Genomic DNA, 26158 nt, shown 5'->3' on the forward strand with positions numbered 1-26158 from the left:
CTCGGCCTCAGGCGGTGAGAGTTCTTTCGTACTTGCGTACCGACAGCGGCACGAAGATGACGAGGAACAGCACAACCCAGATGAGCGTGTACAGAATCGGGTTCTGCAGTGGCCAGGCTTCCGGCGGTGGGGCGAGCGGGTTGGTGTTGCCGAACAGCTCGCGTACGGCGAGAGCCACCGAGGAGATCGGGTTCCACTCCGCGATGGTCTTGAGGACCGTCGGGAAGCCTTCGATGGGTACGAACGTGTTCGCGATGAACGTCAACGGGAAGATCACGATGAACGACGCGTTGTTGAAGATCTCCGGCGATCGGACGGTCAATCCGACGAATGCCATCACCCACGAGATGGAGTACGCGAACAGCAGCAGCAAGACGTAGCCGGCGACGGCTTCGAGGAACGACGACGTGATGCGCCACCCGACGATCAAACCGGTGATGGACATGATGGTGATCGTCACGATGTTGTTGCCGACATCCGCTGCGGTTCTACCGATCACGACGGCGGACCGTGCCATCGGCAGGGACCGGAACCTGTCCATCACGCCCTTCTGCAGATCCTCGGCGAGCGAGGACCCGGTGATGGATGCACCGAAGATCATGGTCTGCACGAAGATGCCGCCCATGAGGAAGCTCTTGTAGTCGACGCCGGGGATGTCGATGGCGCTTCCGAACACGTACGCGAACAGCAACACGAACATGATCGGTGACAGCGTCGCGAAGAACAGTAGATCCGGAACTCGCTTGAGCTTGATCAGGTTCCGTTTGGTGATGATGAGGGAATCGCGCAGCACGCTCATTTCTCTTCCTCCACTGCTTGTTCGTCCTCGGCGGCGCGGCCGGTGAGGGTGAGAAAAACGTCGTCGAGATTCGGCCGTCGTAGCCCGACGTCGACGACGTGGATGTCGGCTTCCTTGAGTGCGACGAGAGCGGTCGTCAGATCGTCGGCTCCGCCGCTGACCGGCATGCCGAGTCGCCGGGTCTGCGCGTCGTACGACGGCGCGTCGAGGCCGATGGGAGTGAGGATCTCGAGCGCCCGGTCCTTCTGCGATTCGTCGGTGAGGACGAATTCGAGGCGTTCACCACCGACCTGCGCCTTGAGCTGATCCGCTGTGCCCTCGGCGATGATGGACCCCTTGTCGAGGACGATGATCCGATCGGCGAGGCGGTCCGCTTCTTCGAGGTACTGCGTCGTCAGCAGAATCGTCGTGCCGTCCTTGACGAGGTCGGAGATGAAGTCCCACATGGCCATTCGACTTCGAGGGTCGAGGCCTGTCGTCGGCTCGTCGAGGAACACCACCTTCGGCCTGCCGATGAGGCTGGCCGCGATGTCGAGGCGACGACGCATACCGCCGGAGTACTGCTTCGCGGTGCGGTCACGTGCGTATTCCAGATCGAAGCGCGCGAGCAACTGGTCCGCCCGTGTCTTCGCTTCCGACTTCTTCAGGCCGAACAGCCTGCCCACCATCTCCAGGTTCTCGTACCCGGTCAGGTATTCGTCGACGGCCGCGAACTGTCCCGTCAGCCCGATGGTGTTACGGACCTCGTTCGGGTTGTCGCCGACGTCGATTCCATGCACCCGCGCGGACCCGGACGTCGCTTTCAGGAGGGTCGCGAGAATGCGGACCGCCGTCGTCTTCCCCGCCCCGTTGGGTCCGAGGACGCCCAGAACCGTGCCCTCCGGCACGGAGAAACTGATTCCGTTCAGCGCCGTGTTCTTGCCGTACTCGAGTACCAAATTCTCGACTTCGATGGCGTTCGCCATGATCTGTTCCCCATTCATTTGGTGCTTACGTACTGCAGACTCGATGCCCGACGAGAACTCATCGGCCCTCCCGAGAACCGACGACGGAGATCCTACGTGCAGCCACCGACAATCTCTTGCTTCGCCGCCGTGACTCGCGTTAGTCTCGCACCTGCGCCCCCGATGGGCCTAGCAGAAGGCACACCATGTCGATCACGTTCGATCACACCATCATTGCCACTACCGACACACGGTCGACCGCAGAGTTCTACGTCGACGTTCTCGAAGCGAAACACGCCCCGTCCTGGGGTCCGTTCGTCAACATCACTCTCGACGATTCGGTGATGCTCCAATTCGCGACTCCACCGATCGATTACCACCCTCAGCATTACGCATTTCTGGTCGACGACGCACTGTTCGACCGGGCGTACGCCCGTCTCCGGGAGCGCGGCGCCCCACACTGGGCGGATCCGCAACGGACCCGTCCGGGTGAAACCAACACCGAGCACGGCGGACGAGGAGTGTATTTCCTCGATCCGGGCGGGAACTACCTCGAGATCATCACGAAGCGCTATTTCTGACCGGACCGGGAGTACCCGCGTCGCGCCTAGGACGAGATGTCGACGGCGAATCCCGCGGTGCCGAGTGCGTCGAGGACGTCCTGGCGATGTGCCGGGCCGCGGGTTTCGACGGTGAGCATGACATCGACTTCCTCGAGTCCCAGCTGACCGCCGGTGCGGGAGTGAACGACGTCGACGACGCTCGCGCCGACTCCCTTGACGACGTCGAGGAGCCCGATCAGTCCGCCAGGCCTGTCCGAAATGGTGACGCGGACAGCGAGATAGCGTCCTGCGGCTCGCAATCCGTGGGTAATGACGTGGGTCAGCAGAAGGGGGTCGATGTTGCCGCCGGACAGGATGGCACACACCGGTCCGTCCAGCCGGAGGTCCTGCCTGGTCATCAGCGCGGCAACGGCGGCGGCGCCCGCGGGCTCGACGATCAGCTTCGCCCGTTCGATGCAGAGCAGCAGCGCTCGGGACAGCGCGTCTTCTGAGACTGTCACGATCTCGTCGACGCGGTCCACCACGTGGTCGAACGGAACGCTACCGGGTAGGCCGACGGCGATACCGTCGGCCATCGTCGACATCGACTGTGCGGCAACGGGATACCCGGCTTTCAGCGACACCGGCCAGGCGGCGGCGCCTTCGGCTTGCACGCCGACGACGCGAACGTTCGGCTTGTGCAGGTGAACCGCGGCTGCGACGCCTGCCAGCAATCCACCGCCGCCCGTCGGAACGACGATGGTGCCGACGTCGGGCATCTGACGAAGTAGCTCGGTCCCCAGAGTTGCTTGTCCCGCAACGATGTCCGCGTGGTCGAACGGGTGGATCAGCACGGCGCCGGTGCGAGCGGCGAATTCATGCGCGTGCGTGAGCGCTTCGTCGACCGTGCGGCCGGTCAGGTGGACGTCCGCGCCGTAGGCCTTGGTGGCGACGAGCTTCGGCAACGAGACGCCGGTAGGCATGAAGACCGTCGACGTCGTACCCAGCTGCGTCGCAGCCCAGGCGACACCTTGCGCGTGGTTGCCCGCGCTGGCGGCCACTACACCGTGTGCGCGTTCCTCCGGTGAGAGCCGTGCTATGCGGTTGTACGCTCCGCGGGGCTTGAAAGAGCCTGTGCGTTGCAGATTCTCGCATTTGAGTCGCACTTCGTGCCCGGTCGTATCGGACAGAATCCGTGACGCCACGACAGGGGTTCTTCGCATGACCGGCTCGAGCAATTCCTCGGCGTCGGCGATGTCCGACGCCGTCAGCAGCGCACCGCTCACGTGGGCTGACCGATCTTCGCACGCATCTTCATCACTGCTCCTGCCATACCGGCGCCGACCACGGCCGTAAGAATTCCGTCACGGACGTAGTATGCCAGGAATTTTCTGCCGTCGTCCTCGACGATCTCGACGGAATCATCGGCGGATGGGCTGCCCAACGCCTGGATCTTGACGTCGTACTGATCACTCCAGAAGTACGGAACGACAGGCCGAGGTGCGGCCGCCGGTTCCTTGCCCAGTAGAGCCGGAACCATGACGCGAACCTGGTCACCGACATTGCTCCAGTGCTCGACCCGTCGGCGACCGTGCTGCGGGTGATCCCAGGCTGCGACGTCGCCGACCGCCCAGACGCCCAGGACATCGGTGCGCCCGTACGCGTCGGCAACGATGCCGTTGTCGACGGTGACTCCCGACGCCTCCAGCACCTCGACCACCGGTGTCGACCCGATTCCGATCACCACCAGGTCTGCCTCGACTTCGGTTCCGTCGCTCAGCACGACGTGCGTGACCCGGTCCGTTCCGCGCAGAGTGTCGACGCCGACTCCGGTGCGCACCGTCACGCCCTCGTCGCGGTGAAGCCTCGACACCAGCTCGCCGACCTCGGAGCCGAGGACCGACGCGAGAGGGGTGGCTTGCGGCTCGACGAGCGTGACATCGACGCCGAGGTGCCGTAGGCCTGCGGCGACCTCGCACCCGACGAATCCGGCCCCCACCACGACGGCGCGTGCGGCAGCAGAGGCGTCACGGCGCAACGACTCGGCGTCGTCGCGGCTGCGAAGGACGTGCACTCCGTGCAGGTCCGGCAACGACGGCACCCGTCTCGGCCGTAGGCCCGTCGCGATCACCAGCTGGTCGTACGGGAGCGTCGAGCCGTCGGCCAGCTCGAGCGTCGTGTTCTCGGTATCCACTCGGACCGCTGCCACACCCAACCGCAGCTCGATGCGGTTCTCGGCGAAGTACTCCTCGCTTTCGAAGGTGGTGTCCTCCCGCTCCCCGCGGATCACCTCCTTCGACAGCGGCGGCCTGTCGTACGGAAGGTGCGGTTCGTCTCCGACGAGCACAAGACCGCCGTCGTACCCCTGTTTGCGCAGTTCCTGAGCCGTACGTAATCCGCCGAGGCCTGCTCCTACGATCACGATCGTCATGGGGAGATCTCTACCAGAAAACGAACTCCGTCCACTGAGCAACGGAGGCTCGGTTGCGCGTCTACGATCGAGACCATGACCACAGACCCCAGCTTCGCGGCCGCCAGTTCGGCCGCGCTGACCACCACGCAGGGTCGAACGATCATCGCCGACGCGGTCGTCGCGAAGATCGCCGGAATCGCGACGCGTGAGATCGACGGCGTCCACGACGTCGGTGGCGGAACCGCTCGGGTCGTCGGTGCGCTCCGGGACCGCATCCCCGGCGCCCGCGTCAACCACAGCCAGGGCGTCGCCGTCGAGGTCGGTGAGAAACAGGCTGCCATCGACATCGGCATCGTCGCCGAGTACGGCGTCGCATTGCACGAACTCGCGGCAGGCATCCGACGCAACGTCATCACCGCCGTCGAGCGGATGACGGGCCTCGAGGTCACCGAAGTGAACATCACCGTCTACGACGTCATCCTGTTCGACGAGCTCGAGACCGGCGTGGACCCGGACATCGCACCTCGGGTCCAGTGAGCGCCGAAGCGGATTACCAGCTCGCCGACGCCATCGCCGCCGCCGCGACGACCGTGTCCGGCGTAGCAGGCCTGCACGCCGGGGAGTTCGGCGAGATCGCGACCTATCTGCCCGGCAGAAAGGTCGTCGGTGTCCGCGTCGACGACGAGCGGTGCGAAGTGCACATCACCGCCGAATACCCGTCCGACGTACACGGCGTCGCCCGCGGAGTCCAGGCAGCGATCGGGCAGCTGGTGTCGGTACCCGTCGCGGTCGTCGTCGAGGACATCGATTCAGGGGACATCGATTCAGGGGACATCGATTCAGGGGAGGGTTCATGAGTTACACCGTCGTCGGACTGCTCACCGGTCTGCTGCTCGCTCTCGCCGGGATCATCGGCGGGTTCAGCGGATTCGTGCTCGCACTGTTCCTCGGCGCGGTCGGGTTGGCTGTCGGCGCTCACTTCGACGGTCGCCTCGATCTGACGTCCCTGCTGCGCAGCCGCGGCCGTGGCTGACGGCGGCAAGGACGTAGCGACCCCGAGTGTCGATACGGGCTTCGTGGCCGACGAGGTCCCAGGAACCGGCGGACCCGGCACGCTTGTCGTCAAGGAGCGCGCCGTCTCCCGTGTCGCGGTCGCCGCAGCGCTGACCGTTCCTGCGGTCGTACGGCAAGTCGGCGGGATGTCGAAGCTGACCGGACGTGAACTTCCGCGTGCGGATGTGTCCGTCGGCGAGCATTCGGTGTCGGTCAACCTGTACGTGGCACTGGCCTGGCCCTGCCGGATCGCCGACGCCGGGGCTGCGATCGCCGAGAAGGTCGGACGCGCGTTGAACGACATCATCGGTCTGCCGCTGCATCAGCTCAACGTTCTGGTGGTCGGTACGTCGCCCGCTGGTTCGCCTGAGCCGTCTGCGCCGTCCGACGCTGCTGCGTTTCGTCCGAGGCCCCCGACGGCGAGCCCGGCCGCTGTACCGGTCGCTCTTGTCCTGTCGCTCGTTGTGCTCGGTGTCGCCTTCGTCGCCGGACGAGAGTTCCTGATCGCGCACGACACCATCGACGGCGCACCGTGGATCGCCAACGCCGTGAACTGGATCGCGGAGTTGCATTGGCAGCCATGGATGATCGGTGCGGCGGCTGCCTGCGTCGTGGTGGGTGCGATACTCGTCGTTCTCGGTCTGAAGCCGCGGACGAAAACTCACACGGGCGCCGGGTCGAAGGCGTCGCAGTATCCGATGGTGTGGTTGCGTCCCACCGACGTCGCCCGGATCTGTAGCGATCATGCAGGCTCGGTGCCCGGCGTGGATTCCGCGCGGACCACCGTGACGCCGAAGCGGGTGACCGTCGACGTGCATCGTGCCGCCGGCAGTACCAACGGTTCCACCGCTGCGGTCGAATCCGTCCGCGCTGCAGTGGAACCCACAATCGCATTGCTGGCCGACACGAGGACCGTCCGCGTCCGAGTGAAGGAGAGCAAGGCGTGAAGCGCGCGACAACGTTGATCGATCGCCTGTTGGTCACGCTTCTCGGCGTCGCACTCGTCGGCGCAGGGGCGTTCGCGGTCGCGTGGTACTACGACGTTCCGTTCGCCGTGGAGTCCCTGTCCAGATTCGACCGTGACGTCTTCGCGGCGTTGCCTGCGCAATCGTGGTGGGAGGCCGCACTGGCCGCGACCGCCGTCGTCGGCACACTCGTCGGCGTCGCGCTCCTGATCGGGAACCTCTCCCCCAGAAGAACAGGCACCGTCGAGATCTCGACGAGCGAATCTCATTCGCTACGAATCGACCTGGGCGCGTTGGCCCGTGGCATTGCCGCGGACCTCGCCGACTTCCCCGGCGTTGAATCGGCCCGGGGTCGAGCCATCGACGATCGCGGCACCCCGACGTTGGCCGTCACGGTGCAGACTTCACCGGGCATCGACATCGAGGCATTCACTCGTACTGCCGAAGAGCGCGCCGTATACCTCGCCGGCGCAGTCGAGGGCAGCGACGTAGCCCTACGGGTGCAGCTGCACGTCTGAGTGCGCAGCTGCACCCCAGGGGACGGCTGCTACTCGCACAGTTTCCAGTTCCTCGCTCATGTTGCACCCTGTGCGGGGGACTGCAACCTGTGCGAAACGCCCCTTGGCACAACGAAAAGCGGCACCCACCCGAAGGTGAGTGCCGCTCTCGGTGTTGCTGGTGAAACTAGATCACTTGATGATCTTGGTGACGCGACCGGCGCCGACGGTACGACCGCCCTCGCGGATAGCGAAACGCAGGCCCTCGTCCATGGCGACCGGCTGGATCAGCGTGACGGACATCTCGGTGTTGTCACCGGGCATGACCATCTCGGTGCCCTCGGGGAGGGTGACGACGCCCGTAACGTCCGTGGTACGGAAGTAGAACTGCGGGCGGTAGTTGTTGAAGAACGGCGTGTGGCGGCCGCCTTCGTCCTTGGACAGGATGTAAGCGTTGCCCTCGAACTCCGTGTGGGGAGTCGTGGTGCCCGGCTTGATGATGACCTGTCCACGCTCGACGTCTTCGCGCTTGATGCCACGAACGAGGAGGCCGACGTTGTCGCCTGCCTGGCCCGAGTCGAGCAGCTTGCGGAACATCTCGATGCCGGTGACCGTGGTCTTGGTCGAGCCCGGACGGATGCCGACGATCTCGACCTCTTCGTTGACGTTGATCGCGCCACGCTCGATACGACCGGTGACGACGGTTCCACGACCGGTGATCGTGAAGACGTCCTCGACGGGCATGAGGAACGGCTTGTCGGTCTCACGGACGGGGTCCGGGATGGAGTCGTCGACAGCCTGCATGAGCTCTGCAACGCTCTCGGCCCACTTCGGGTCACCCTCGAGTGCCTTCAGTGCGGAGACCTTGACGACCGGTGCGTCCTCGTCGAAGTCCTGCGCAGCGAGGAGCTCGCGGACCTCCATCTCGACGAGCTCGATGATCTCGTCGTCGTCGACCATGTCGGCCTTGTTGAGGGCGACGAGGATGTACGGAACGCCGACCTGCTTGGCGAGGAGCACGTGCTCACGCGTCTGCGGCATCGGGCCGTCCGTAGCTGCCACGACCAGGATTGCGCCGTCCATCTGGGCAGCACCGGTGATCATGTTCTTGATGTAGTCGGCGTGTCCCGGAGCGTCGACGTGCGCGTAGTGGCGCTTGTCGGTCTGGTACTCGACGTGGGAGATGTTGATCGTGATACCACGAGCCTTCTCCTCAGGCGCCTTGTCGATCTCGTCGAAGGCCGAGGCCTCGTTGAGGTCCGGGAACTTGTCGTGCAGAACCTTGGTGATTGCTGCCGTCAGCGTCGTCTTGCCGTGGTCAACGTGACCGATGGTCCCGATGTTGACGTGCGGCTTCGTCCGCTCGAACTTCGCCTTCGCCACTGTGTGTCCTCCTGGACTGTTGGTGCTTGCTTGAAATGCAGCAGTGCGGTTGTCTCGTACAGCTCTTTTGAGCTGCATGGTCGTGCGGTGTTACGGATCCAGCGTGTCCAGCTCGGGAGAGATCTACTCTCCGGTCGCCTTCGCGATGATTTCCTTCGCGACGTTCGCAGGAACCTCGGCGTAGGAATCGAACACCATGGAGTAGTTAGCGCGGCCCTGAGTCTTCGACCGAAGGTCTCCGATGTAGCCGAACATCTCCGACAGCGGAACCTGTGCCTTGACGACACGAGCGCCGCTACGTTCCTCCATGGCCTGAATCTGACCACGGCGGGAGTTCAGGTCGCCGATGACCTCACCCATGTAATCCTCGGGGGTCGTGACCTCGACGGCCATGACGGGCTCGAGAATGACCGGGCTGGCCTTCTTGGCGGCTTCCTTGAACGCTTGTGAGCCGGCGACCTTGAAGGCCATTTCCGACGAGTCGACGTCGTGGTATGCACCGTCGAGCAGTGTGACCTTGACGTTGACGAGCGGGTATCCGGCGAGGACACCGTACTGCATGGCGTCCTGAGCTCCGGCGTCCACCGAAGGGATGTACTCCCTCGGCACACGACCACCGGTGACCTTGTTCTCGAACTCGTAGGTCGCACCGTCTTCGCCCTCGAAAGGCTCGAGACTGATGATGACCTTCGCGAACTGGCCGGAGCCACCGGTCTGCTTCTTGTGGGTGTAGTCGAGCTTTTCGACCTTCTTGCGAATGGTCTCGCGGTACGCAACCTGCGGCTTACCGACGTTGGCCTCGACCTTGAACTCACGCTTCATACGGTCGACCAGGATGTCGAGGTGGAGCTCGCCCATGCCGCCGATGACGGTCTGGCCGGTGTCCTCGTCCAGCTTCACCGAGAAGGTGGGATCCTCTTCGGCGAGCTTCTGGATAGCTGTTCCCAGCTTCTCCTGGTCGGACTTGGTCTTGGGCTCGATGGAGACCTCGATGACCGGGTCCGGGAAGGTCATCGACTCGAGGATCACCTGGTTCTGCGGATCGCAGAGGGTGTCACCCGTCGTCGTGTCCTTCAGACCGATCACGGCGTAGATGTGACCTGCCGAAGCGGTCGCGATCGCGTTCTCCTTGTTGGAGTGCATCTGGAACAGCTTGCCCAGACGCTCCTTCTTGCCCTTGGTCGAGTTGATGACCTGAGCGCCGGAGTCGACCTTGCCCGAGTACACGCGGACGTAGGTCAGCTTGCCGAAGAAGGGGTGGGTCGCGATCTTGAACGCGAGGGCCGAGAACGGCTCGTCGGCAGACGGCTTACGGAGGAGGAGTTCTTCTTCGTTGCCGGGTGCGTGACCCTGGACCGACTCGACGTCGAGAGGCGACGGGAGGTAGTCGATGACCGCGTCGAGCATGGGCTGAACGCCCTTGTTCTTGAACGCGGAGCCACAGAGAACCGGGTACAGCTCGCTGTTGACGGTCATCTTGCGGATGGCGCCCTTGATCTCGTCGATCGAGAGCTCTTCGCCACCGAAGAACTTCTCCAGCAGAGCTTCGTCGGACTCGGCGACGATCTCGAGGAGTTCCTGGCGGTACTGCTCCGCCTTCTCCTGGAGGTCGGCCGGGATGTCCTGAACCTCGTACTTCTCACCGAGCTTGGTCTCACCGCTCCAGACCTTCGCCTTCATCTCGACGAGGTCGACGATGCCTTCGAAGTCGTTCTCGGCGCCGATGGGCAGCTGGATGACCAGCGGCTTGGCTCCGAGGCGGTCCTTGATGGTCTGCACGGTGAAGTAGAAGTCAGCGCCCAGCTTGTCCATCTTGTTGACGAAGCAGATACGCGGGACGTCGTACTTGTCGGCCTGACGCCAGACCTGCTCCGACTGCGGCTCGACGCCTTCCTTGCCGTCGAACACTGCGACGGCGCCGTCGAGAACACGCAGCGAACGCTCGACCTCGACGGTGAAGTCGACGTGTCCGGGCGTATCGATGATGTTGATCTGGTTGTCGTTCCAGAAGCACGTCGTGGCAGCAGAGGTGATCGTGATGCCACGCTCCTGCTCCTGCTCCATCCAGTCCATCGTGGCTGCGCCGTCGTGGACCTCACCGATCTTGTACGAGATACCGGTGTAGAAGAGGATGCGTTCGGTAGTGGTGGTTTTACCAGCATCGATGTGGGCCATGATGCCGATGTTGCGGACCTTGTTGAGGTCTGTCAGCACGTCCTGTGCCACGGAATTCATCCCGCCTTGTAAGTCGAAGAAGTGGGACTGGGCCAGCTTGTCACCAGTATGTGAACGGTGAGCCGGGCCGGACCAGGTACTCGGTACAACGCCGGAAAGGTGCGGAAAGTTTCACCGCACCCTCCCGGCCGGAAGTCACCAGCGGTAGTGCGCGAACGCCTTGTTGGCTTCAGCCATCTTGTGCGTGTCCTCGCGACGCTTCACAGCGGCACCGAGGCCGTTGCTGGCGTCGAGAAGCTCGTTGGCCAGACGCTCGACCATGGTCTTCTCACGACGAGCGCGCGAGAAGGTGACCAGCCAGCGCAGTGCCAGCGTGGTCGAGCGACCGGGGCGAACCTCGACGGGGACCTGGTAGGTCGCGCCACCGACGCGACGGCTGCGAACCTCGAGGGCCGGCTTGACGTTGTCGAGTGCACGCTTGAGCGTGACGACGGGGTCGGTGCCGGTCTTCTCACGAGCCTGCTCGAGAGCCTGGTAGACGATGCGCTCGGCGGTGGACTTCTTGCCGTCGAGAAGGATCTTGTTGACGAGCTGCGTGACCAACGGGGATCCGTAGACCGGGTCGTTGATCAGCGGCCGCTTGGGTGCTGGGCCCTTGCGTGGCATTAGCTCTTCTCCTTCTTGGCGCCGTAGCGGCTGCGAGCCTGCTTGCGGTTCTTGACACCCTGGGTGTCGAGCGAGCCGCGGATGATCTTGTAACGCACACCCGGGAGGTCCTTCACACGACCACCGCGAACGAGCACCATGGAGTGCTCCTGCAGGTTGTGGCCCTCACCGGGGATGTAGGCGGTGACCTCTACCGAGCTGGTCAAGCGCACACGCGCGACCTTACGCAGAGCAGAGTTCGGCTTCTTCGGAGTGGTGGTGTACACGCGAGTGCACACACCACGACGCTGGGGACTGCCCTTGAGGGCAGCGGTCTTCAGCTTCGCAACCTTGTCGGTGCGACCCTTGCGGACCAGCTGGTTGATAGTTGGCATGAACCGGCTTTCTTTGTGTCGCGAGTCTTCTTCTCGAAAGACCCAGGGATCTAGCAGTTGGAGCAAGAGAACACTGCTCCTCACCCGTACTACTGTCGTTCTTGTACTGCATACCGCGGGTCTCTTGCACCCCGCGGTCGGGTGTGTCGCATACCCCCACACGGCAGCCGCATCGCACGCTCGGAACTGAACATGAGCACGGCTGTACCTCGCATAGGCACACAGACGGACCGGCCAGGCCGGACACGACCCATAACGATACCCGGCGGCGCGCCTTCGGGTCAAAACGGGCCCCGCCGTGCTACCGACTCAGATTGATCGTCAGATCCATCAGCGTCGTCGCAGCCTCACACGGATCAGGCGCGCCCGATCCAGGCAGGTACTGCACCCACCATCCGACCACTCCGGAGTCCGGAGACCCGGCCGTGACACCGCAGGACGTCGGCTCGTTCGGCGGCTGGGTTCGAATTGCCTTGCGGCCCTGCACGGTTATGTCCTGGACCAGGTACATCATCTTCTCGTTGGCCTCTCGCTCGGCGTCGAGCGAGCCGTTCTCGAACCAGTTGAACGTCACCTTCACGATGCCGTTGGGACCGGCCACGTCCCACCGGCAGATCGCCCCGAAGAAACCGCGAGCGATGGCGTCGCCACCCACCGTCGCGGCGATTCGATCGTCGGCGACGGCGTCGCATTCGGTCAGGAGATCTCGGAACTCCGTGTCGCCGCCGCTGTCGAACGTTTCGGGTGTCGCGGTGCCCTGAACCGTCGTGCTGCATCCCGCCAGCACCACGACGAGCGCGGACATCCACAGCCGTTTCACTGCGCGCGCTCCACGGTGAGGGTTGCCAATCGAGTGGCGACGTCGCACGGATCGGACGACGGCGGCTGGTCACCGTACGTAACCGACCAGTGCATGAAATCCTTCCCGAACTGGACCCCGACCTCGCACAGGTAGTTGTCCGTGGCCGCGGAGAAACCAGGGTTCCCGTCGATCTCGATGTCGTCGGCGGGTCGACCGATCAGCTCGGACCCGGATCGCTCCCGATCGATGGGGCTGCCGCGGTACCAGGAGAAACTCACCGAGGGGCCGGTGCTGCCCGCGACCTCCCATTCGCATCCCACCGAATTCCTGGTGATCATCGTGAATGCCGGTACGGCGAAGGTACTCAGAACTTCGTCGTCGTTCACCGAACCGCACTGCCCGAAGAACGGACCGGCCTCCCCCGGCGACGCCGGCGTGGAGTTCTGCTGCGGCGAGGCGTCGTCACCCGATCCGCATCCGGCCAAGCCGGCAGCGAGCACACCCAGGAGAATCACCGTCCGCCGCATGGTCTTCAGACCCTACCCAGTCGGACCGACACCGATCAGACGGAGTCGACGCGTCGACCCCGCACGTAGACCTCCGTGATCGCAGGCTCGCGCATCGCCATGAGCAGGGCGAACAGAGTCTGGTCGCGAGCCATGTCCGGGTCGACGGAACGGATGCCACGACGAATCAGATCGTCGAGGGGCTGCCACTTCGCTGGATCGACGACGATGAAATCGGCTTCCTTGCCCACGTCGAGGTTGCCGATGCGGCCCTCCATGTCGAGCGCCCGCGCCCCGGCCAGGGTGCCGGTGAAGAGCAGCTCGGCGGGATGCAGGGGTACGCCCGCGTCTCCGGGTTCGGAGATGTGCACCTTGTACGCGTCGCCGAGCACGCGAGAGAGAAGGAACTCGTCACCGCCTCCGTAATCGGAACCGAGGGCGATGTTCACCCCTGCGGCCACGGTTCGGTTCCACGGCATGGTGCCCGACCCGAGGAATTGCTGCGATGTCGGGCAGTGCGCGATGGACGTGCCCGTCTCCGCCATCCGTGCGAGCTCGTCGTCCTGGCAGTGCACGGCGTGGGCGAGAATCGTCCGCTTGCCGAGGAAGCTCTTGCCACCGACCACCGAGCCGGGGAGGAACTTGCCGTCGTAGGTATCGAGGTACGAGTCGACCTGGTAGGTCTCGAGTGTCGTTGCGATCTCGCCCGTACCGGGCCTGTTGTTCTCGTTGAGGTGGGTGTGGAAGTAGACGCCGCGGTCCCGCACGGAGTCGTACAGCTCGCCGAGGTTCCTCAGCGTCTCCGTGGTCACCGACAGAGAGAACCGTGGAACGACGGCGACGTGCAGCAGAGCGGTGTCGACGTCACCGGTGTCGGCGGCATGCCACTTCTCGATCTCCTCCGACACCAGCCGTACTGCGTCCTGTTCGGTGGTCACGAGTGCCTTCGCCGAATCGGGGCCCGTCGTCTGCACTCCCCTGCCGCTGACGACGCGCAGTCCTCTACGAAGGGTCTCCTCGAACAATGCGTCCTGCGCGTGCGGGAACGCCGACCCGAACACCATGGCCTGCGTCGTACCGGCCGCGATACGTCGATCGCAGAACGCGGCCGCCGCCTCCGCCGCGAACTCCGGGTCCTCGAACATCGATTCCGACGGGAAGATGCAGGTGTTCAGCCACTCGAGCAGCTGCCCGCCGCCGTAGGCGTCGCCGGCGAACGTCTGCGGGAAATGCACGTGAGTGTCGATGAACCCGGGAAGAAGAAAACCAGGACGATGGTCGACGACGGTGCCGCCCCCGACCGTGACCGCGTCGAACGGTCCCGAATAGGTGATGACACCGTCGTCGTCGACCACCAGGGCACCGTCGGGGATGGAGACCAACGCGTCCGCAGCAGCGGTCACCGTCGGCGATCCGGCGATATGGAAAACATGGCCCCGATGTATTTCAGGTGCGCTGTGTTTCTCAGGTGCGCTGTGTTTTTCAGGTGCACTGCGTATCCGACTCACGGTGAGAGCGAACCACGAACCGGGCACCGCCGCAGATCGAGCGCTCGCCTACCCGGCCGCGGTGGTGGCGTGGTCGATCTTCAGGCTTGCGTCGAGGACGCCTGCCCATGCCTTGACGATTTCGCTGCGTCGGCGTGAGTCGTCGCTCAGGACGTCGGCGAGGCCGAGCCCGCGCGCGAGGTCGAGGGTCGCCTGCACGAGCCGGTGTGTCTGCGGGTCGCTGTCGTCGGCGCCGAGTTGGTCGACGGCCATGCGGTGGGCCACTCGACCGAACTTCTCCTCGAGCGGCAGCACCCTGGCCCGCATGTCCGGGTCCGCGGCGGCAGCGGTCCACACCTGCAGGGCCGCTTTGAAGACGGAACCGGTGTAGTACTCGACGAGCCGCTCGACGACGCGTTCGGTGCGGGCCGGGCCGTGTGGCAGCGCCGCGGATTCACGCCGTGCGTCGTCCATGCGGGTGTCGAACATGTAGTCCAACGCCGCGGTGATCAGGTCTTCTCGGGTGGGAAAATGGTGCTGGGTCGCCCCGCGGGAGACTCCTGCTCGCGCCGCGACGACGCCCACCGTCGTCGGGCCCCATCCCTGCTCGGCGAGCGAGTCGATAGTGGACTCCAACAGCCGCTGACGCGTCGCCCTACTTCGATCCTGCTTGGGTTCCCGCGCCGTCACCATCGGTCCTGCTTCTCCCTACTTCTGCACCGGCCCGCTCATTCCGCGGGCGCCACTCGCGAGGCCACCCACCTGGGCGGTCGCTTCTCCAAGAAGGACATCATCCCCTCTCGCGCTTCCTCGGATGCAAACAGCCTCGCAGAACGGTCCGACAAGTCGGTTCCGTGAGCGTCGAAGTCCGCCAGAATCGCCGACGTCGTGAGCCGCTTCGACTCGGCGAGGCCCTGCGGGGACCCTTTCCGGAGAGCCTCGAGAATGTCTCCGACGGTGGATGCCGGGTCGGCTGCGGCCTCGCTGATCAGGCCGATGGCCTCGGCCTCGTGGGAGCCGAACTTCTCACCGGTGACGAAGTAGCGGCCTGCCGCGCGGGAGTTCATCCGAGGCAACAGCGTCAGCGACACGATGGACGGGGCCAGACCCAGGCGGGCCTCCGTCAGGGCGAATGTGGAGTTCGGTCCTGCGACGACGATGTCGCATGCACCGACCAGCCCCATGCCTCCCGCGCGCACGTGGCCGTCGATCTGTCCGACGACGGGCTTCGGGGTTTCGAGGAGTGTACGAAGCAGTCCGAGCATCTGCGCCGTGCGTCCTTCGACGGTTCCGCCGGCTTCGGTGAGGTCGGCCCCCGCGCAGAACGTTCCACCGGTGTGAGTGAGGACGATTGCCCGAACGTCGGGATCCTCGCCCGCATCGTGCAGCCCTGCCGTCAGTTCGTCGACGAGGGCCGTGGACAGGGCGTTCCTGTTGTGCGGGGTGTCGAGAGTGAGGGTGGTGACCGCGTCGGCTGTATGTACCTGAACTGCCATCAGTACGACCTGGGTAGTCCGAGGGAGTGTTGGGAGACGAAGTTGAGGATCATCTCCCGGCTGACCGGCGCCACCCTCGCGATCCGCGCTGCACCGAGCATCGCGGCGAGACCGTATTCCTCGGTCAAGCCCGCCCCGCCGTGGGTCTGGATGGCCTGATCGAGCGCTTTGATACTCGCTTCCGCGGCCGCGTACTTGGCCATGTTGGCGGCCTCGGCAGCACCGAAATCGTCGCCGGAGTCGTACAGGACCGCGGCCTTCTGCATCATCAGCTTGGCGAGCTCGAGTTCGATCTTGACCTGCGCCAGCGGATGCGAAATGCCCTGGTGCGCGCCGATCGGCGTCTTCCAGACCGTGCGCTCGTTGGCGTATTTCACCGCCGCGTCGAGTGCGTAGCGGCCCATCCCGACGGCCATCGCCGCGCCGAGAATGCGCTCGGGATTCAGACCCGCGAACAGCTGCATCAGCGCGGCGTCGGCCTCACCGACGAGGGCCTCTGCCGGGAGCCGCACGTCGTCGAGGAACAACGTGAACTGATGATCCGGCTCGATGATGTCCATCTCCATCCGAGTCTTCTGCAAGCCCTCGGAATCGGTGGGGACGATGAACAGCGCCGGCTTCAGCTTGCCGGTCTTGGAATCTTCGGTGCGAGCGACGATCAACACCGCGTCGGCCTGGTCGACGCCGGAGATGTAGATCTTGCTGCCCTTGAGGATCCAGTCGTCACCGTCTCGCCTGGCGGTCGTGGTGATCTGGTGCGAGTTGGATCCGGCGTCGGGTTCGGTGATGCCGAAGGCCATGATCTTCGAACCGTCGGCGAGAGCGGTGAGCCACGTCTGCTTCTGATCCGCCGTGCCGTACTTCCCGATGATGGTGCCGCAGATCGCCGGGCTGACGACGACCAGCAGCAACCCCGCCCCGTGTGCCGCGAGTTCCTCCTGCACGAGGGCGAGTTCGTAGATCCCTGCGCCTCCGCCGCCGTACTCCTCGAGCAGGTTCACGCCGAGGAATCCGAGTTTGCCTGCCTCGTTCCACAATTCGCTGAGGGGTTCACCCTTGCGAGCCTTCGGCAGCACGTAGTCGATGTAGTTGTAGCGCTTGCCGAGCGAGGAGACCGAGGTCCGCAGGCCCTTCTGCTCTTCGGTTTCGATGAAACTCATGATTCTCCTTTTGAAATGGTCATTCCGCGGGCTCCACTCCTGTTGAAATGGTCATTCCGCGGGCTCCACTCCTGCTGTTACGACTGCTAGGACGGCGCCGACCTCGACTTGCTGGCCTTCGGAAACGTTCAGTTCGGTAAGCACGCCGTCGGCCGGCGCAGTGACGGTGTGTTCCATTTTCATTGCTTCGAGCCACAGGATCGGTTGCCCGGCCGTGACGGTGTCACCCTGCGCTGCAGCCACTCTGACGACGCTGCCCGGCATCGGAGCGAGCAACGATCCGGCTGCGACCTCCTCGGTGGGATCGACGAACCGCGGCGCCTTGACCAGCCGCACCGGACCGAGCGAGGAGTCGACGAAGACATCCGACCCATACCGCGCGACGTGGAACGTTCGACGAAGCTTGTTGTCGTCCAGCACCACTCGATTCGGAGTGTTCTCGATCAGCGCGACGCCGTCGAGATCGGTCTTCAGGCCGTAGCGCCCGAGGGTGTATTCGACAATCTCATCCCCGTACCGCTTTCGCTGCGGTTGCGACGGGAGGTTGCGCCAGCCGCTGGGGAGCCCCTTGTTCACGCGAGCCGACGCCCGGTTGTGGGCGGCGTCGGCCAGTGCGGCTGCCAGTGCCGACAGCCGCACTGCACGTCCCTGAGCGATCGGCTGCGCCAGGACGTCCAGACCGTGGGTGTCGAAGAACGCCGTATCGGTGTCACCGGCGAGGAATGCCGGGTGCTGCAGGACGTTGACGAGCAGATCTCGGTTGGTGGCAAGCCCGTGAATCGTGGCTTTCTGCAGCGACTTCGCCAGCAGATTCGCGGCCTGCTCTCGGGTGGGCGCGAACGAGATCACCTTCGCGAGCATGGGGTCGTAGAAGGTGCCCACGTGTGACCCTGTTTCGACGCCGGAATCCACACGAATTCCGGATTTGTTCAGCACGGAGAACCGCTCGCCGGGGATGTCGAACGTGTGCACCGGCCCGCTCTGGGGCTGCCAGTCCTGACTGGGATCCTCGGCGTACAGCCGAACTTCGATGGAGTGCCCCCGCGTCGCCGGCTGATGGGCCGGGAGAGGTTCGCCCGACGCCACGCTGATCTGCAACGCAACCAGGTCGAGGCCCGTCGTACATTCGGTGACGGGATGCTCCACCTGCAGACGGGTGTTCATCTCGAGGAAGAAGAAGTTGCCCTTCTCGTCGGCGAGGAACTCGACGGTACCTGCGCCCTCGTACCCGATGGCCTCGGTGGCGAGTCTGGCGGCGTCGAACAACCTCTCGCGCATCCCGTCGATACGTTCGACGAGCGGTGAGGGCGCCTCCTCGACCACCTTCTGGTGCCGACGCTGGATGGAGCACTCGCGTTCTCCGACCGTCCACACGGTGCCGTGGCGGTCGGCCATGACCTGAACTTCGATGTGTCGGCCGGTTTCGATGTACCGCTCGACGAACACCGTTCCGTCGCCGAAGGCCGAAAGAGCTTCTCGCCCTGCCGTCTCGATTTCCCGCTGCAGGTCCTTCAGATCGCGGACGATACGCATGCCGCGTCCACCACCGCCCGCCGACGCCTTGACGAGCACCGGCAGTTCGTCCTCGGTGATCTGCGACGGATCGAGCCGGGTCAGGACCGGCACCCCGGCGTCGGCCATCATCGCTTTGGACTCCACCTTCGAGCCCATGAGTTCGATGGCTTTGACGGGTGGTCCGATCCACGTCAGTCCGGCGTTCTGGACCTGCTGGGCGAATTCGGCGTTCTCGGAGAGGAATCCGTAGCCGGGGTGAACCGCGTCGGCGCCTGCTTGTACGGCTGCTGCGATGACGAGTTCACCGCGCAGGTACGTCTCGCCGGGCGAGTTCCCCGGCAGGTTGACCGCGACGTCGGCTTCCCGGACGTGCGGGGAGTTCGCGTCGGCGTCGGAGAAGACTGCGACGGTGTCGATGCCTTCGGCGCGGCAGGTAGCGAAGACACGGCGGGCGATTTCACCGCGGTTTGCGACGAGTACCGAAGTGGCAGGAGCGGAGCCTGCGGAGTGACCAGATTGGTTTGTCATCTGCGCTTCACATCCGGAAGACGCCGAAGTTCTCGGTGCCTTCGATCGGGGCGGTGGCAATCGCCGACAGGCACATTCCCACCACCGTTCGGGTGTCACGGGGGTCGATGACGCCGTCGTCGTAGAGGCGTCCGGAGAGAAACATCGGCAGCGACTCGGCTTCGATCTGGTTCTCGATCATCGCGCGCAGGCCTGCGTCGGCTTCCTCGTCGAATGCTTGGCCGCGGGCTTCCGCTGCTGCCCGTCCGACGATGGAAATGACGCCCGCAAGTTGGGCTCCGCCCATGACAGCGGATTTGCTGCTGGGCCACGCGAAGAGGAACCGGGGATCGAAGGCGCGGCCACACATGCCGTAGTGGCCGGCGCCGTACGACGCTCCGAGCAGAATCGAGATGTGTGGGACCTTGGAGTTCGAGACGGCGTTGATCATCATCGAGCCGTGTTTGATCATGCCGCCTTCCTCGTACTCCTTTCCGACCATGTAACCGGTGGTGTTGTGCAGGAACAACAACGGCGTGTTCGATCGATTGGCAAGTTGAATGAACTGGGTTGCCTTCTGCGATTCTTCGCTGAACAGGACGCCACGTGCGTTGGCGAGGATGCCGATGGGGTAGCCGTGCAGTTCGGCCCAGCCGGTCACCAGCGACCCGCCGTACATCGGCTTGAACTCGTCGAAATCGCTGCCGTCGACGATGCGCGCGATGACCTCACGGGGATCGAACGGAATCTTCAAGTCGGTCGGCACGATGCCGAGCAGGTCCTCGGGATCGGCGAATGGTTCGATGACCTCTGCTCGCGGTTCCGGGCCCTTCTTCTTCCAGTTGAGTCTTTTGACGATGCTGCGACCGATGCGGATGGCGTCCTGCTCGTCGACCGCGAAGTAGTCCGCGAGACCGGACTTTCGGGCATGCATCTCGGCGCCGCCGAGGGATTCGTCGTCGGAGTCCTCACCGGTCGCCATCTTGACCAGTGGCGGTCCGGCCAGGAAAACCTTGGAGCGTTCCTTGATCATGACGACGTGATCCGACATGCCGGGAATGTAGGCACCGCCGGCCGTGGAGTTGCCGAAAACCAGGGCAATCGTCGGAATTCCTTTGGCGGACAATTGCGTCAGGTCACGGAACATGCGTCCGCCTGGAATGAACACCTCCTTCTGAGTCGGCAGGTCGGCACCACCGGACTCGACGAGGGAGATGACCGGCAACCGGTTCTGCGTCGCGATGTCGTTGGCCCGGAAACCCTTCTTGAGGGTCCACGGGTTGCTGGCACCGCCGCGCACCGTCGGATCGTTGGCGACGATGAGGCATTCGACACCGCTGACGACGCCGATGCCCATGACCGTGCTCGCACCGACAGGAAAGTCGCTGCCCCACGCGGCAAGTGGGCACAGCTCGAGGAACGCCGAGTCCTCGTCTATCAGTAGTTCTATTCGTTCACGCGCCAGGAGTTTGCCGCGCTTGCGGTGCCGCTCGACGTATTTCTCACCGCCACCGAGAAGCGCTTTACCGTGCTCGACGTCGATCTCCGCCAGCTTGGTGTTCATCGCCTCGGCGGCACCGGTGAATTGCTCCGACGCGGTGTCGAGGGTGGACTTCAGCACGCTCATGCCTGGTACCCCAATCGTTTTGCAGCCAGTCCGGTCAGGATCTCGGTGGTGCCTCCGCCGATACCGAGGATGCGCATGTCGCGGTACTGACGTTCGACTTCGCTCTCCCGCATGTAGCCGAGGCCGCCGAACAACTGGACGGCCTGGTTCGCGACCCATTCGCCGGATTCGACGGCAGTGTTCTTGGCAAAGCACACTTCGGCGATGAAGTCGTTGTTCTCGGTCATGGACCGTTCGACGATGCTGCGGGTGTAGACCCGCGCGATGTCGATCTTGCGCGCCATCTCGGTGACGGTGTTCTGTACGGATTGCCGTTTGATGAGCGGCTTTCCGAACGTCTCGCGGTCGCGAACCCACTGCAGCGTCAGGTCGAGGCACCGCTGAGCGCTCGAATAGGCCTGCGCGGCGAGCGCGATGCGTTCGGTCAGGAACGCCTGCGCGATCTGCGCGAAGCCCGTGTTCTCCGCGCCCACCAGATTGCTCACGGGCACCCGGGCGTCGACGAAGGAGAGCTCGGCCGTGTCCGACGCTCGCCAGCCCATCTTGTCCAGCTTGCTCGTCACCTCGAATCCAGGCGTGCCCTTCTCCACGACCAGAAGCGAGACCCCTCCGGCGCCGTCACCGCCGGTGCGGACCGCCGTCACCACGAAATCTGCGCGGCACCCCGACGTGATGTACGTCTTCGCACCGTTGACGACGTAGTGATCGCCGTCCTTGACGGCCCTCGTCCGCAGATGTCCGACGTCGGATCCGCCGCCCGGTTCGGTGATCGCGAGCGATCCGATCTTCTCGCCTGCGAGGGTAGGGCGTACCCACTTCTCGATCTGGTCCGGATCACCCGCGGCCACCAAGTGCGGCAACGCAATTCCGCTGGTGAACAGCGAAGCGAAGAGTCCTCCCGACGCGCCTGCCTGGTGCATTTCCTCGCAGATGACCACAGCGTCGGCGAGGTCTCCCCCGTCGCCGCCGACCTCCTCGGGAAAGCCCGCTCCGATGAGACCGAGAGCCGCAGCTTTACGGTGGAGATCGCGTGGGAGTTCACCGTCCGACTCCCACTGGTTCAAGTGCGGCAGGATGTCCTGTTCGACGAAACTGCGCACGGTCTTGCGGAGCTGTTCACGCTCCGGCGTGGTCCACACGGTCATATCTGTCCTTGGAATACGAGAGTTTCGGGAATGGCGATGTGCCGGGACCTGAGCCATTCGCCCAACCCCTTGGCCTGGGGATCGAATCGTGCCTGCGATGCGACGCCTTGGCCGAGGATGCCTTCGATGACGAAGTTGAGGGCCTTGAGGTGCGGCAGCACATGCCGGGTGACGGTGAGGTCTGCGGCTTCGGGGAGCAGCGACTTCAGTTCTTCGACGGTGAGAGCGTGGGCCAGCCAGGCGAATTCGTCGTCGCTGCGCACCCACACTCCGACGTTCGCGTTGCCGCCTTTGTCGCCGCTTCGTGCGGCGGCGACGGTACCGAGTGGCACTGTGATCGTCGACTCGCCAGGTCGTTTCGGTGCAAGTTCGGGCTCCGGGAGCGGTTCGAGTACTTCAGTGTCGGTGGCCGGTGGAATGTCGACCCGGGTGCCGTCGGCGAGGGTGACCGTGTGCGGTACCTCGCCTGCATCGACGTATCCGGCGGTGAAGACACCGAACGGCGCACCGTGTCCGGGCGGCGCGGTCAACGAGAAGCCGGGATAGCTGGCGAGAGCGAGCTCCACTGCTACCGATGAGAACTGGCGGCCGACGATGTTCGGATCACTGTCGCGGGCCACGCACCTCAGGAGCGCGCTTGCGGTTTCCTCGGTGGGCGCGTCGGGCTTGTCGGTCCGCACCAGCGTCCATTCGAGTTCCTTGGGTCTGGTCGGCAGCCAGGATTCGAATTGCTTCTGCGCGAGTTCGGCTTTCGCGTCGATGTCGAGACCGGTCAGAACGAGGGTGAACTCGTTGCGGAATCCGCCGAGCGAGTTGAGCGAGACCTTCAGCGTGGGCGGCGGGGCCTCGCCCTTCACCTGGGAGATCCTGACGCGGTCGCTGGACTCCTGAGTCAGTACAGCGGTGTCGATACGAGCTGTGACGTCGGGGTTCGCGTATCGCCCGCCGGTGATTTCGTAGAGCAACTGCGCGGTGACAGTTCCGACGCTGACTGCGCCGCCGGTGCCGTCGTGCTTGGTGATGACCGACGATCCGTCGGCATGGATCTCGGCGATCGGGAACCCGGGACGTCCCATGTCGGCGATCTCGGTGAAGAACGAGTAGTTGCCACCGGTCGCCTGGGTGCCGCACTCGATGACGTGACCGGCCACCACGGCACCGGCCAGAGCGTCGTAGTCGGTTCTGTTCCAACCGAAGTGGTACGCCGCGGGGCCGACGATGACCGAGGCGTCGGTGACGCGGCCGGTGACGACGACGTCGGCGCCGGACTTCAGCGCTTCGACGATTCCCCACGCGCCGAGGTACGCGTTGGCGGTGAGAGGGCTACCCAGGCCGAGCTCGTCCGCGCGGGACAGGAGATCGTCGCCGTCGACGTACGCGATCTTCGCACCGGAGTCGAGCTGGGTCAGCGCGTCGGCGAGGCCTTTCGGGTTGAGTCCGCCGGCGTTCGCGACGATCTTCACGCCCCTGTCGAGAGCGAGACCGAGGCAGTCCTCTGCCTGGCGGAGAAAGGTTTTGGCGTATCCGCGGGATGCGTCCTTCATGCGATCGCGGCCGAGGATGAGCATCGTGAGTTCGGCGAGGTAGTCGCCGGTGAGGTAGTCGAGTTCACCACCTTCGAGCATCTCCCGCATCGCGGAGAGTCGGTCACCGTAGAAACCGGAACAGTTGCCGATTCTGACGTGGGGGGTACTCATTTCTGGGATCGTCCTGGTCCTGGAGGGCCTGCGAAGGCTTGGGCGATGGTGAGCCAGTGCTGGGCGTCGGCGCCCTCGGCGTGGACGTCGAGGTCGTCGCGATGGGCGCGCTGAGTGACGAGCAGGCAGAAGTCCGCCGCCGAGCCGGTGACGCGCTGAGACGCGTCACCGGGGCCCCAGGTCCAGAGCTCACCCAAGGGGGAGGTCAGCTCGACCCGGAACGGCTCGGTCGGCGGGGTCTGTTGGTTGACGGCGTACGCGAAGTCGCGGGTTCTGACTCCGATGTGCGCGACGCCTCTGATGCGCTCGGTGGGCTCGCGGCGGACGCCGAGTGCGTCGGCGACGTCCTGTCCGTGTGCCCACGTCTCCATCAGTCGTGCCGTCGCCATCGAGGCCGCGCTCATCGGCGGTCCGAACCACGGAATCTTCACTCCGGCGGGCACCGTCGCGAGGGCATCCGTCATTGCGTGACGACGTGAGCGCCAGGTTTCGAGGAGGTCGGGCCGCCGCGCTTCCTCCTCGGCCGCGACGTCGACGAAACCGGTCGGATCGGACCATGCCTGCTTCAGAACGATGTCGAACTCGGCTTTGGCGCGATCGTCTCCTGCGGCACCCGACGTCGTGCGCTCGGCGACATTGTCCGTCCAGGACAGATGACCTATCTGATGGGCGACGGTCCAGCCCTCGGCGGGCGTGAGCGTCGACCATTGTTGGTCGGTCAGGTCGCTGACCAGGGCGTCGAGGTCGTCACCCTCGGCGCGGAGGTCATCGATGATCGAGTCGAGGTCGGCCATGGGAACAGCTTCACACCACACCGCGTAAAAAGCAAGCATGCCTGCTTGTTAATTTACGTGTTGTTCAGACAACGTCGGTACGGTCTCCGATCGTGAAGACCGCCGGACTTGCCGCAGCCCTACTTGCCACTGGACTACTCGCCGGATGTTCGACGCCGGGAGCGAGCGACGCCGAGCCCCGTCAGGTACGCGTCGCGACGTTCAATGCAAGCCTCAACCGACCCGCCGAGGGACAACTGGCCACCGAACTGCACGGCGAGAACGCGCAGGCCCGAGCCGTCGCCGACGTGATCGACCACAATTCGCCGGATGTTCTGTTGATCAACGAATTCGACTATTCGCCCGAGGCACTGGATCTGTTTCGTGAGAACTACCTGGGTGGCGCGTACCCCTACTCCTTCACGGCACCCGTGAACACCGGCGTCGACTCCGGACTCGACCTCGATTCCGACGGTGCTACCGGAGGACCGAACGACGCATTCGGTTTCGGGCAGTTTCCCGGCCAGTACGGCATGGTCGTGCTGTCGAAGTTCCCGATCGACACCTCCGGCGTCCGGACATTCCAGAACTTCCTGTGGAAGGACATGCCGGATTCGCTTCTGCCTCGCGACTACTACGGCGCGAACTCGGACGCACTGCGCTTGTCGAGCAAGTCTCACTGGGACGTGCCCGTCGACATCGACGGCAAGACCGTGCACATTCTGGCGTCGCACCCGACTCCCCCGTCGTTCGACGGACCGGAGGACCGCAACGGAAAACGCAATCACGACGAGATCCGCCTCACCCCCGACTACATCGACGGCGCTGGATACCTGTACGACGACAACGGCGTTCGCGGAGGCTTGACGCAGAACGCATCGTTCGTCGTTCTGGGCGACCAGAACAGCGATCCGGTCGACGGCGACTCGGTAGCAGGGTCAATTCAGCAATTGCTCGACAACCCCCGCATCCAGGATCCGGCGCCGACGTCGGGAGCCGACGGCAACACCGATACCGCCGACTTTTCCGACCCGACTCCCGGCGACCTACGCGTCGACTACGCATTGCCGTCGGCTGACCTGACCGTCACGGGCTCGGAGGTCTTCTGGCCGACCGATGCCTCGCACCCCTCGGATCACCGAATGGTGTGGGTGGATCTGAAGCTCTGACTCAGGATGCGTCTCCGCGGTCGTTGAGCGATCGGATCATTCCGCCGAGGAGCCGGAACGCCGTCTCGCGTTCGTCGCCGGACATACCGGCCAGCATCCGGTCCTCCACGGACCTGACCGCGGCAGTCGCCTTCTCGAGCTCCCGCCGGCCGTGTTCGGTGAGCCGGGCCGGAAGGGCCTTTCCGACGGGAGCCTCCGTCGGCCTGACGACGACCCCGTCCCGTTCGAGAGCCTGCAACAGCACGTTCATCGATTGCCTGGTGACGAAGGCGCCGCGGGCGAGTTCGGAGTTGGACAGGCCCGGCCGCTGAGCGAGCAGTTCGAGGCACGAGTAGTGCGTCACGCTCATCCCGAGCGGCCGAAGGACTTCCTCCATCGCGGCCCGCAGGACACTGGACGCTTCCTTCAGCAGGTACCCCAACGAGGTGTTCAGGTCGATTCCTCGGTCGGCTTGACTCATGTC

General features: G+C 64.6%; 27 protein-coding genes. 7 read left to right on the forward strand and 20 right to left on the reverse strand.

Annotated features, from left to right (window positions below; translation table 11 throughout):
- Positions 1-7: 7 nt before the first annotated feature.
- Together BH95_RS13370 and BH95_RS13375 are read right to left on the reverse strand one after the other, a co-directional pair.
- A complete protein-coding gene (locus tag BH95_RS13370; protein ID WP_019665481.1) occupies positions 8-799 on the reverse strand; it encodes an ABC transporter permease in 792 nt (263 codons plus the stop codon).
- Positions 796-1764 (reverse strand): ATP-binding cassette domain-containing protein, encoded by a 969-nt coding sequence (locus BH95_RS13375; RefSeq protein WP_026347857.1) that lies wholly within the window; start codon positions 1762-1764, stop codon positions 796-798. The genes BH95_RS13370 and BH95_RS13375 overlap by 4 nt, the downstream gene beginning before the upstream one ends.
- Before the next feature lie 185 nt (positions 1765-1949).
- Between BH95_RS13375 and BH95_RS13380 the strand changes: the two genes are divergently transcribed.
- On the forward strand, positions 1950-2324 hold the full coding sequence (locus BH95_RS13380; RefSeq protein ID WP_019665483.1) for a VOC family protein: 375 nt from the start codon (positions 1950-1952) through the stop codon (positions 2322-2324).
- A 26-nt stretch (positions 2325-2350) separates the two neighbouring features.
- Here the strand turns inward: BH95_RS13380 and ilvA are convergent, their stop codons facing one another.
- Both ilvA and BH95_RS13390 read right to left on the reverse strand, forming a co-directional pair.
- A complete protein-coding gene (ilvA, locus tag BH95_RS13385; RefSeq protein ID WP_244165149.1) occupies positions 2351-3508 on the reverse strand; it encodes a threonine ammonia-lyase in 1158 nt (385 codons plus the stop codon).
- Positions 3509-3567: 59 nt separating this feature from the next.
- Positions 3568-4716, reverse strand: coding sequence for an NAD(P)/FAD-dependent oxidoreductase (locus BH95_RS13390; protein WP_037182684.1), 1149 nt, complete (start codon positions 4714-4716; stop codon positions 3568-3570).
- A gap of 75 nt (positions 4717-4791) precedes the next feature.
- Here BH95_RS13390 and BH95_RS13395 point away from each other — a divergent pair, with 75 nt between their 5' ends.
- The 5 genes from BH95_RS13395 to BH95_RS13415 are packed head-to-tail and all read left to right on the forward strand — an operon-like array spanning position 4792 to position 7234.
- Positions 4792-5235 carry an Asp23/Gls24 family envelope stress response protein gene (locus BH95_RS13395; RefSeq protein WP_019665486.1) on the forward strand — a complete coding sequence of 148 codons (444 nt, stop codon included), beginning with the start codon at positions 4792-4794 and terminating at the stop codon, positions 5233-5235.
- Positions 5232-5555: a hypothetical protein gene (locus BH95_RS13400; protein ID WP_037182687.1), complete on the forward strand. Its 324-nt coding sequence runs from the start codon at positions 5232-5234 to the stop codon at positions 5553-5555. Before BH95_RS13395 ends, BH95_RS13400 begins: the two co-directional genes overlap by 4 nt.
- Positions 5552-5731: a hypothetical protein gene (locus tag BH95_RS13405; protein WP_019665488.1), complete on the forward strand. Its 180-nt coding sequence runs from the start codon at positions 5552-5554 to the stop codon at positions 5729-5731. Before BH95_RS13400 ends, BH95_RS13405 begins: the two co-directional genes overlap by 4 nt.
- 43 nt (positions 5732-5774) lie before the next feature.
- Positions 5775-6698 carry a DUF6286 domain-containing Asp23/Gls24 family envelope stress response protein gene (locus tag BH95_RS13410; RefSeq protein WP_230594047.1) on the forward strand — a complete coding sequence of 308 codons (924 nt, stop codon included), beginning with the start codon at positions 5775-5777 and terminating at the stop codon, positions 6696-6698.
- Positions 6695-7234, forward strand: a complete 540-nt coding sequence (locus BH95_RS13415; RefSeq protein WP_020112653.1) for a hypothetical protein — start codon at positions 6695-6697, stop codon at positions 7232-7234. Before BH95_RS13410 ends, BH95_RS13415 begins: the two co-directional genes overlap by 4 nt.
- 171 nt (positions 7235-7405) lie before the next feature.
- On the opposite strand, the gene tuf is transcribed toward BH95_RS13415, so the two are convergent.
- From tuf to BH95_RS13490, 15 genes are all read right to left on the reverse strand, one after another.
- Positions 7406-8596: an elongation factor Tu gene (tuf, locus tag BH95_RS13420; RefSeq protein WP_019665491.1), complete on the reverse strand. Its 1191-nt coding sequence runs from the start codon at positions 8594-8596 to the stop codon at positions 7406-7408.
- 123 nt (positions 8597-8719) lie between these two features.
- The gene (gene fusA / locus BH95_RS13425; protein ID WP_019665492.1) at positions 8720-10831 is read right to left on the reverse strand and encodes an elongation factor G; all 2112 of its coding nucleotides are present in this window, start codon (positions 10829-10831) and stop codon (positions 8720-8722) included.
- A gap of 135 nt (positions 10832-10966) precedes the next feature.
- A complete protein-coding gene (gene rpsG / locus BH95_RS13430) occupies positions 10967-11437 on the reverse strand; it encodes a 30S ribosomal protein S7 (protein WP_003941856.1) in 471 nt (156 codons plus the stop codon).
- On the reverse strand, positions 11437-11811 hold the full coding sequence (rpsL, locus tag BH95_RS13435; protein ID WP_008714048.1) for a 30S ribosomal protein S12: 375 nt from the start codon (positions 11809-11811) through the stop codon (positions 11437-11439). Before rpsL ends, rpsG begins: the two co-directional genes overlap by 1 nt.
- A gap of 301 nt (positions 11812-12112) precedes the next feature.
- Entirely contained in the window at positions 12113-12631 is a 519-nt protein-coding gene (locus BH95_RS13440) for a DUF3558 domain-containing protein (protein WP_037159380.1), read from the reverse strand.
- Positions 12628-13140, reverse strand: a complete 513-nt coding sequence (locus BH95_RS13445; protein WP_037159383.1) for a DUF3558 domain-containing protein — start codon at positions 13138-13140, stop codon at positions 12628-12630. Before BH95_RS13445 ends, BH95_RS13440 begins: the two co-directional genes overlap by 4 nt.
- Positions 13141-13175: 35 nt before the next feature.
- Positions 13176-14564 carry a guanine deaminase gene (locus BH95_RS13450; RefSeq protein ID WP_037159442.1) on the reverse strand — a complete coding sequence of 463 codons (1389 nt, stop codon included), beginning with the start codon at positions 14562-14564 and terminating at the stop codon, positions 13176-13178.
- A gap of 111 nt (positions 14565-14675) precedes the next feature.
- Positions 14676-15299, reverse strand: coding sequence for a TetR/AcrR family transcriptional regulator (locus tag BH95_RS13455; RefSeq protein WP_026347861.1), 624 nt, complete (start codon positions 15297-15299; stop codon positions 14676-14678).
- 35 nt (positions 15300-15334) lie between these two features.
- Entirely contained in the window at positions 15335-16102 is a 768-nt protein-coding gene (locus tag BH95_RS13460; protein ID WP_019665497.1) for an enoyl-CoA hydratase family protein, read from the reverse strand.
- Positions 16102-17262 carry an acyl-CoA dehydrogenase family protein gene (locus tag BH95_RS13465; RefSeq protein ID WP_037159389.1) on the reverse strand — a complete coding sequence of 387 codons (1161 nt, stop codon included), beginning with the start codon at positions 17260-17262 and terminating at the stop codon, positions 16102-16104. Before BH95_RS13465 ends, BH95_RS13460 begins: the two co-directional genes overlap by 1 nt.
- Positions 17263-17313: 51 nt before the next feature.
- Positions 17314-19305, reverse strand: a complete 1992-nt coding sequence (locus BH95_RS13470; RefSeq protein ID WP_037182688.1) for an acetyl/propionyl/methylcrotonyl-CoA carboxylase subunit alpha — start codon at positions 19303-19305, stop codon at positions 17314-17316.
- Between the two features lie 7 nt (positions 19306-19312).
- Positions 19313-20911, reverse strand: coding sequence for an acyl-CoA carboxylase subunit beta (locus BH95_RS13475; RefSeq protein WP_037182691.1), 1599 nt, complete (start codon positions 20909-20911; stop codon positions 19313-19315).
- A complete protein-coding gene (locus BH95_RS13480) occupies positions 20908-22056 on the reverse strand; it encodes an acyl-CoA dehydrogenase family protein (protein WP_019665501.1) in 1149 nt (382 codons plus the stop codon). The genes BH95_RS13475 and BH95_RS13480 overlap by 4 nt, the downstream gene beginning before the upstream one ends.
- A complete protein-coding gene (locus BH95_RS13485) occupies positions 22053-23753 on the reverse strand; it encodes an acyclic terpene utilization AtuA family protein (protein WP_037182693.1) in 1701 nt (566 codons plus the stop codon). Before BH95_RS13485 ends, BH95_RS13480 begins: the two co-directional genes overlap by 4 nt.
- Entirely contained in the window at positions 23750-24547 is a 798-nt protein-coding gene (locus BH95_RS13490; RefSeq protein ID WP_019665503.1) for a TIGR03084 family metal-binding protein, read from the reverse strand. Before BH95_RS13490 ends, BH95_RS13485 begins: the two co-directional genes overlap by 4 nt.
- A gap of 92 nt (positions 24548-24639) precedes the next feature.
- On the opposite strand from BH95_RS13490, the gene BH95_RS13495 reads away from it, so the two are divergent.
- Positions 24640-25695, forward strand: coding sequence for an endonuclease/exonuclease/phosphatase family protein (locus BH95_RS13495; RefSeq protein ID WP_037182696.1), 1056 nt, complete (start codon positions 24640-24642; stop codon positions 25693-25695).
- Between the two features lies 1 nt (position 25696).
- Here the strand turns inward: BH95_RS13495 and BH95_RS13500 are convergent, their stop codons facing one another.
- A complete protein-coding gene (locus BH95_RS13500) occupies positions 25697-26155 on the reverse strand; it encodes a MarR family winged helix-turn-helix transcriptional regulator (RefSeq protein WP_019665505.1) in 459 nt (152 codons plus the stop codon).
- Between the last annotated feature and the right edge of the window lie 3 nt (positions 26156-26158).

The sequence above is a fragment of the Rhodococcoides fascians A44A genome (assembly GCF_000760735.1).
Taxonomy (GTDB): Bacteria; Actinomycetota; Actinomycetes; order Mycobacteriales; family Mycobacteriaceae; genus Rhodococcoides; species Rhodococcoides fascians_E.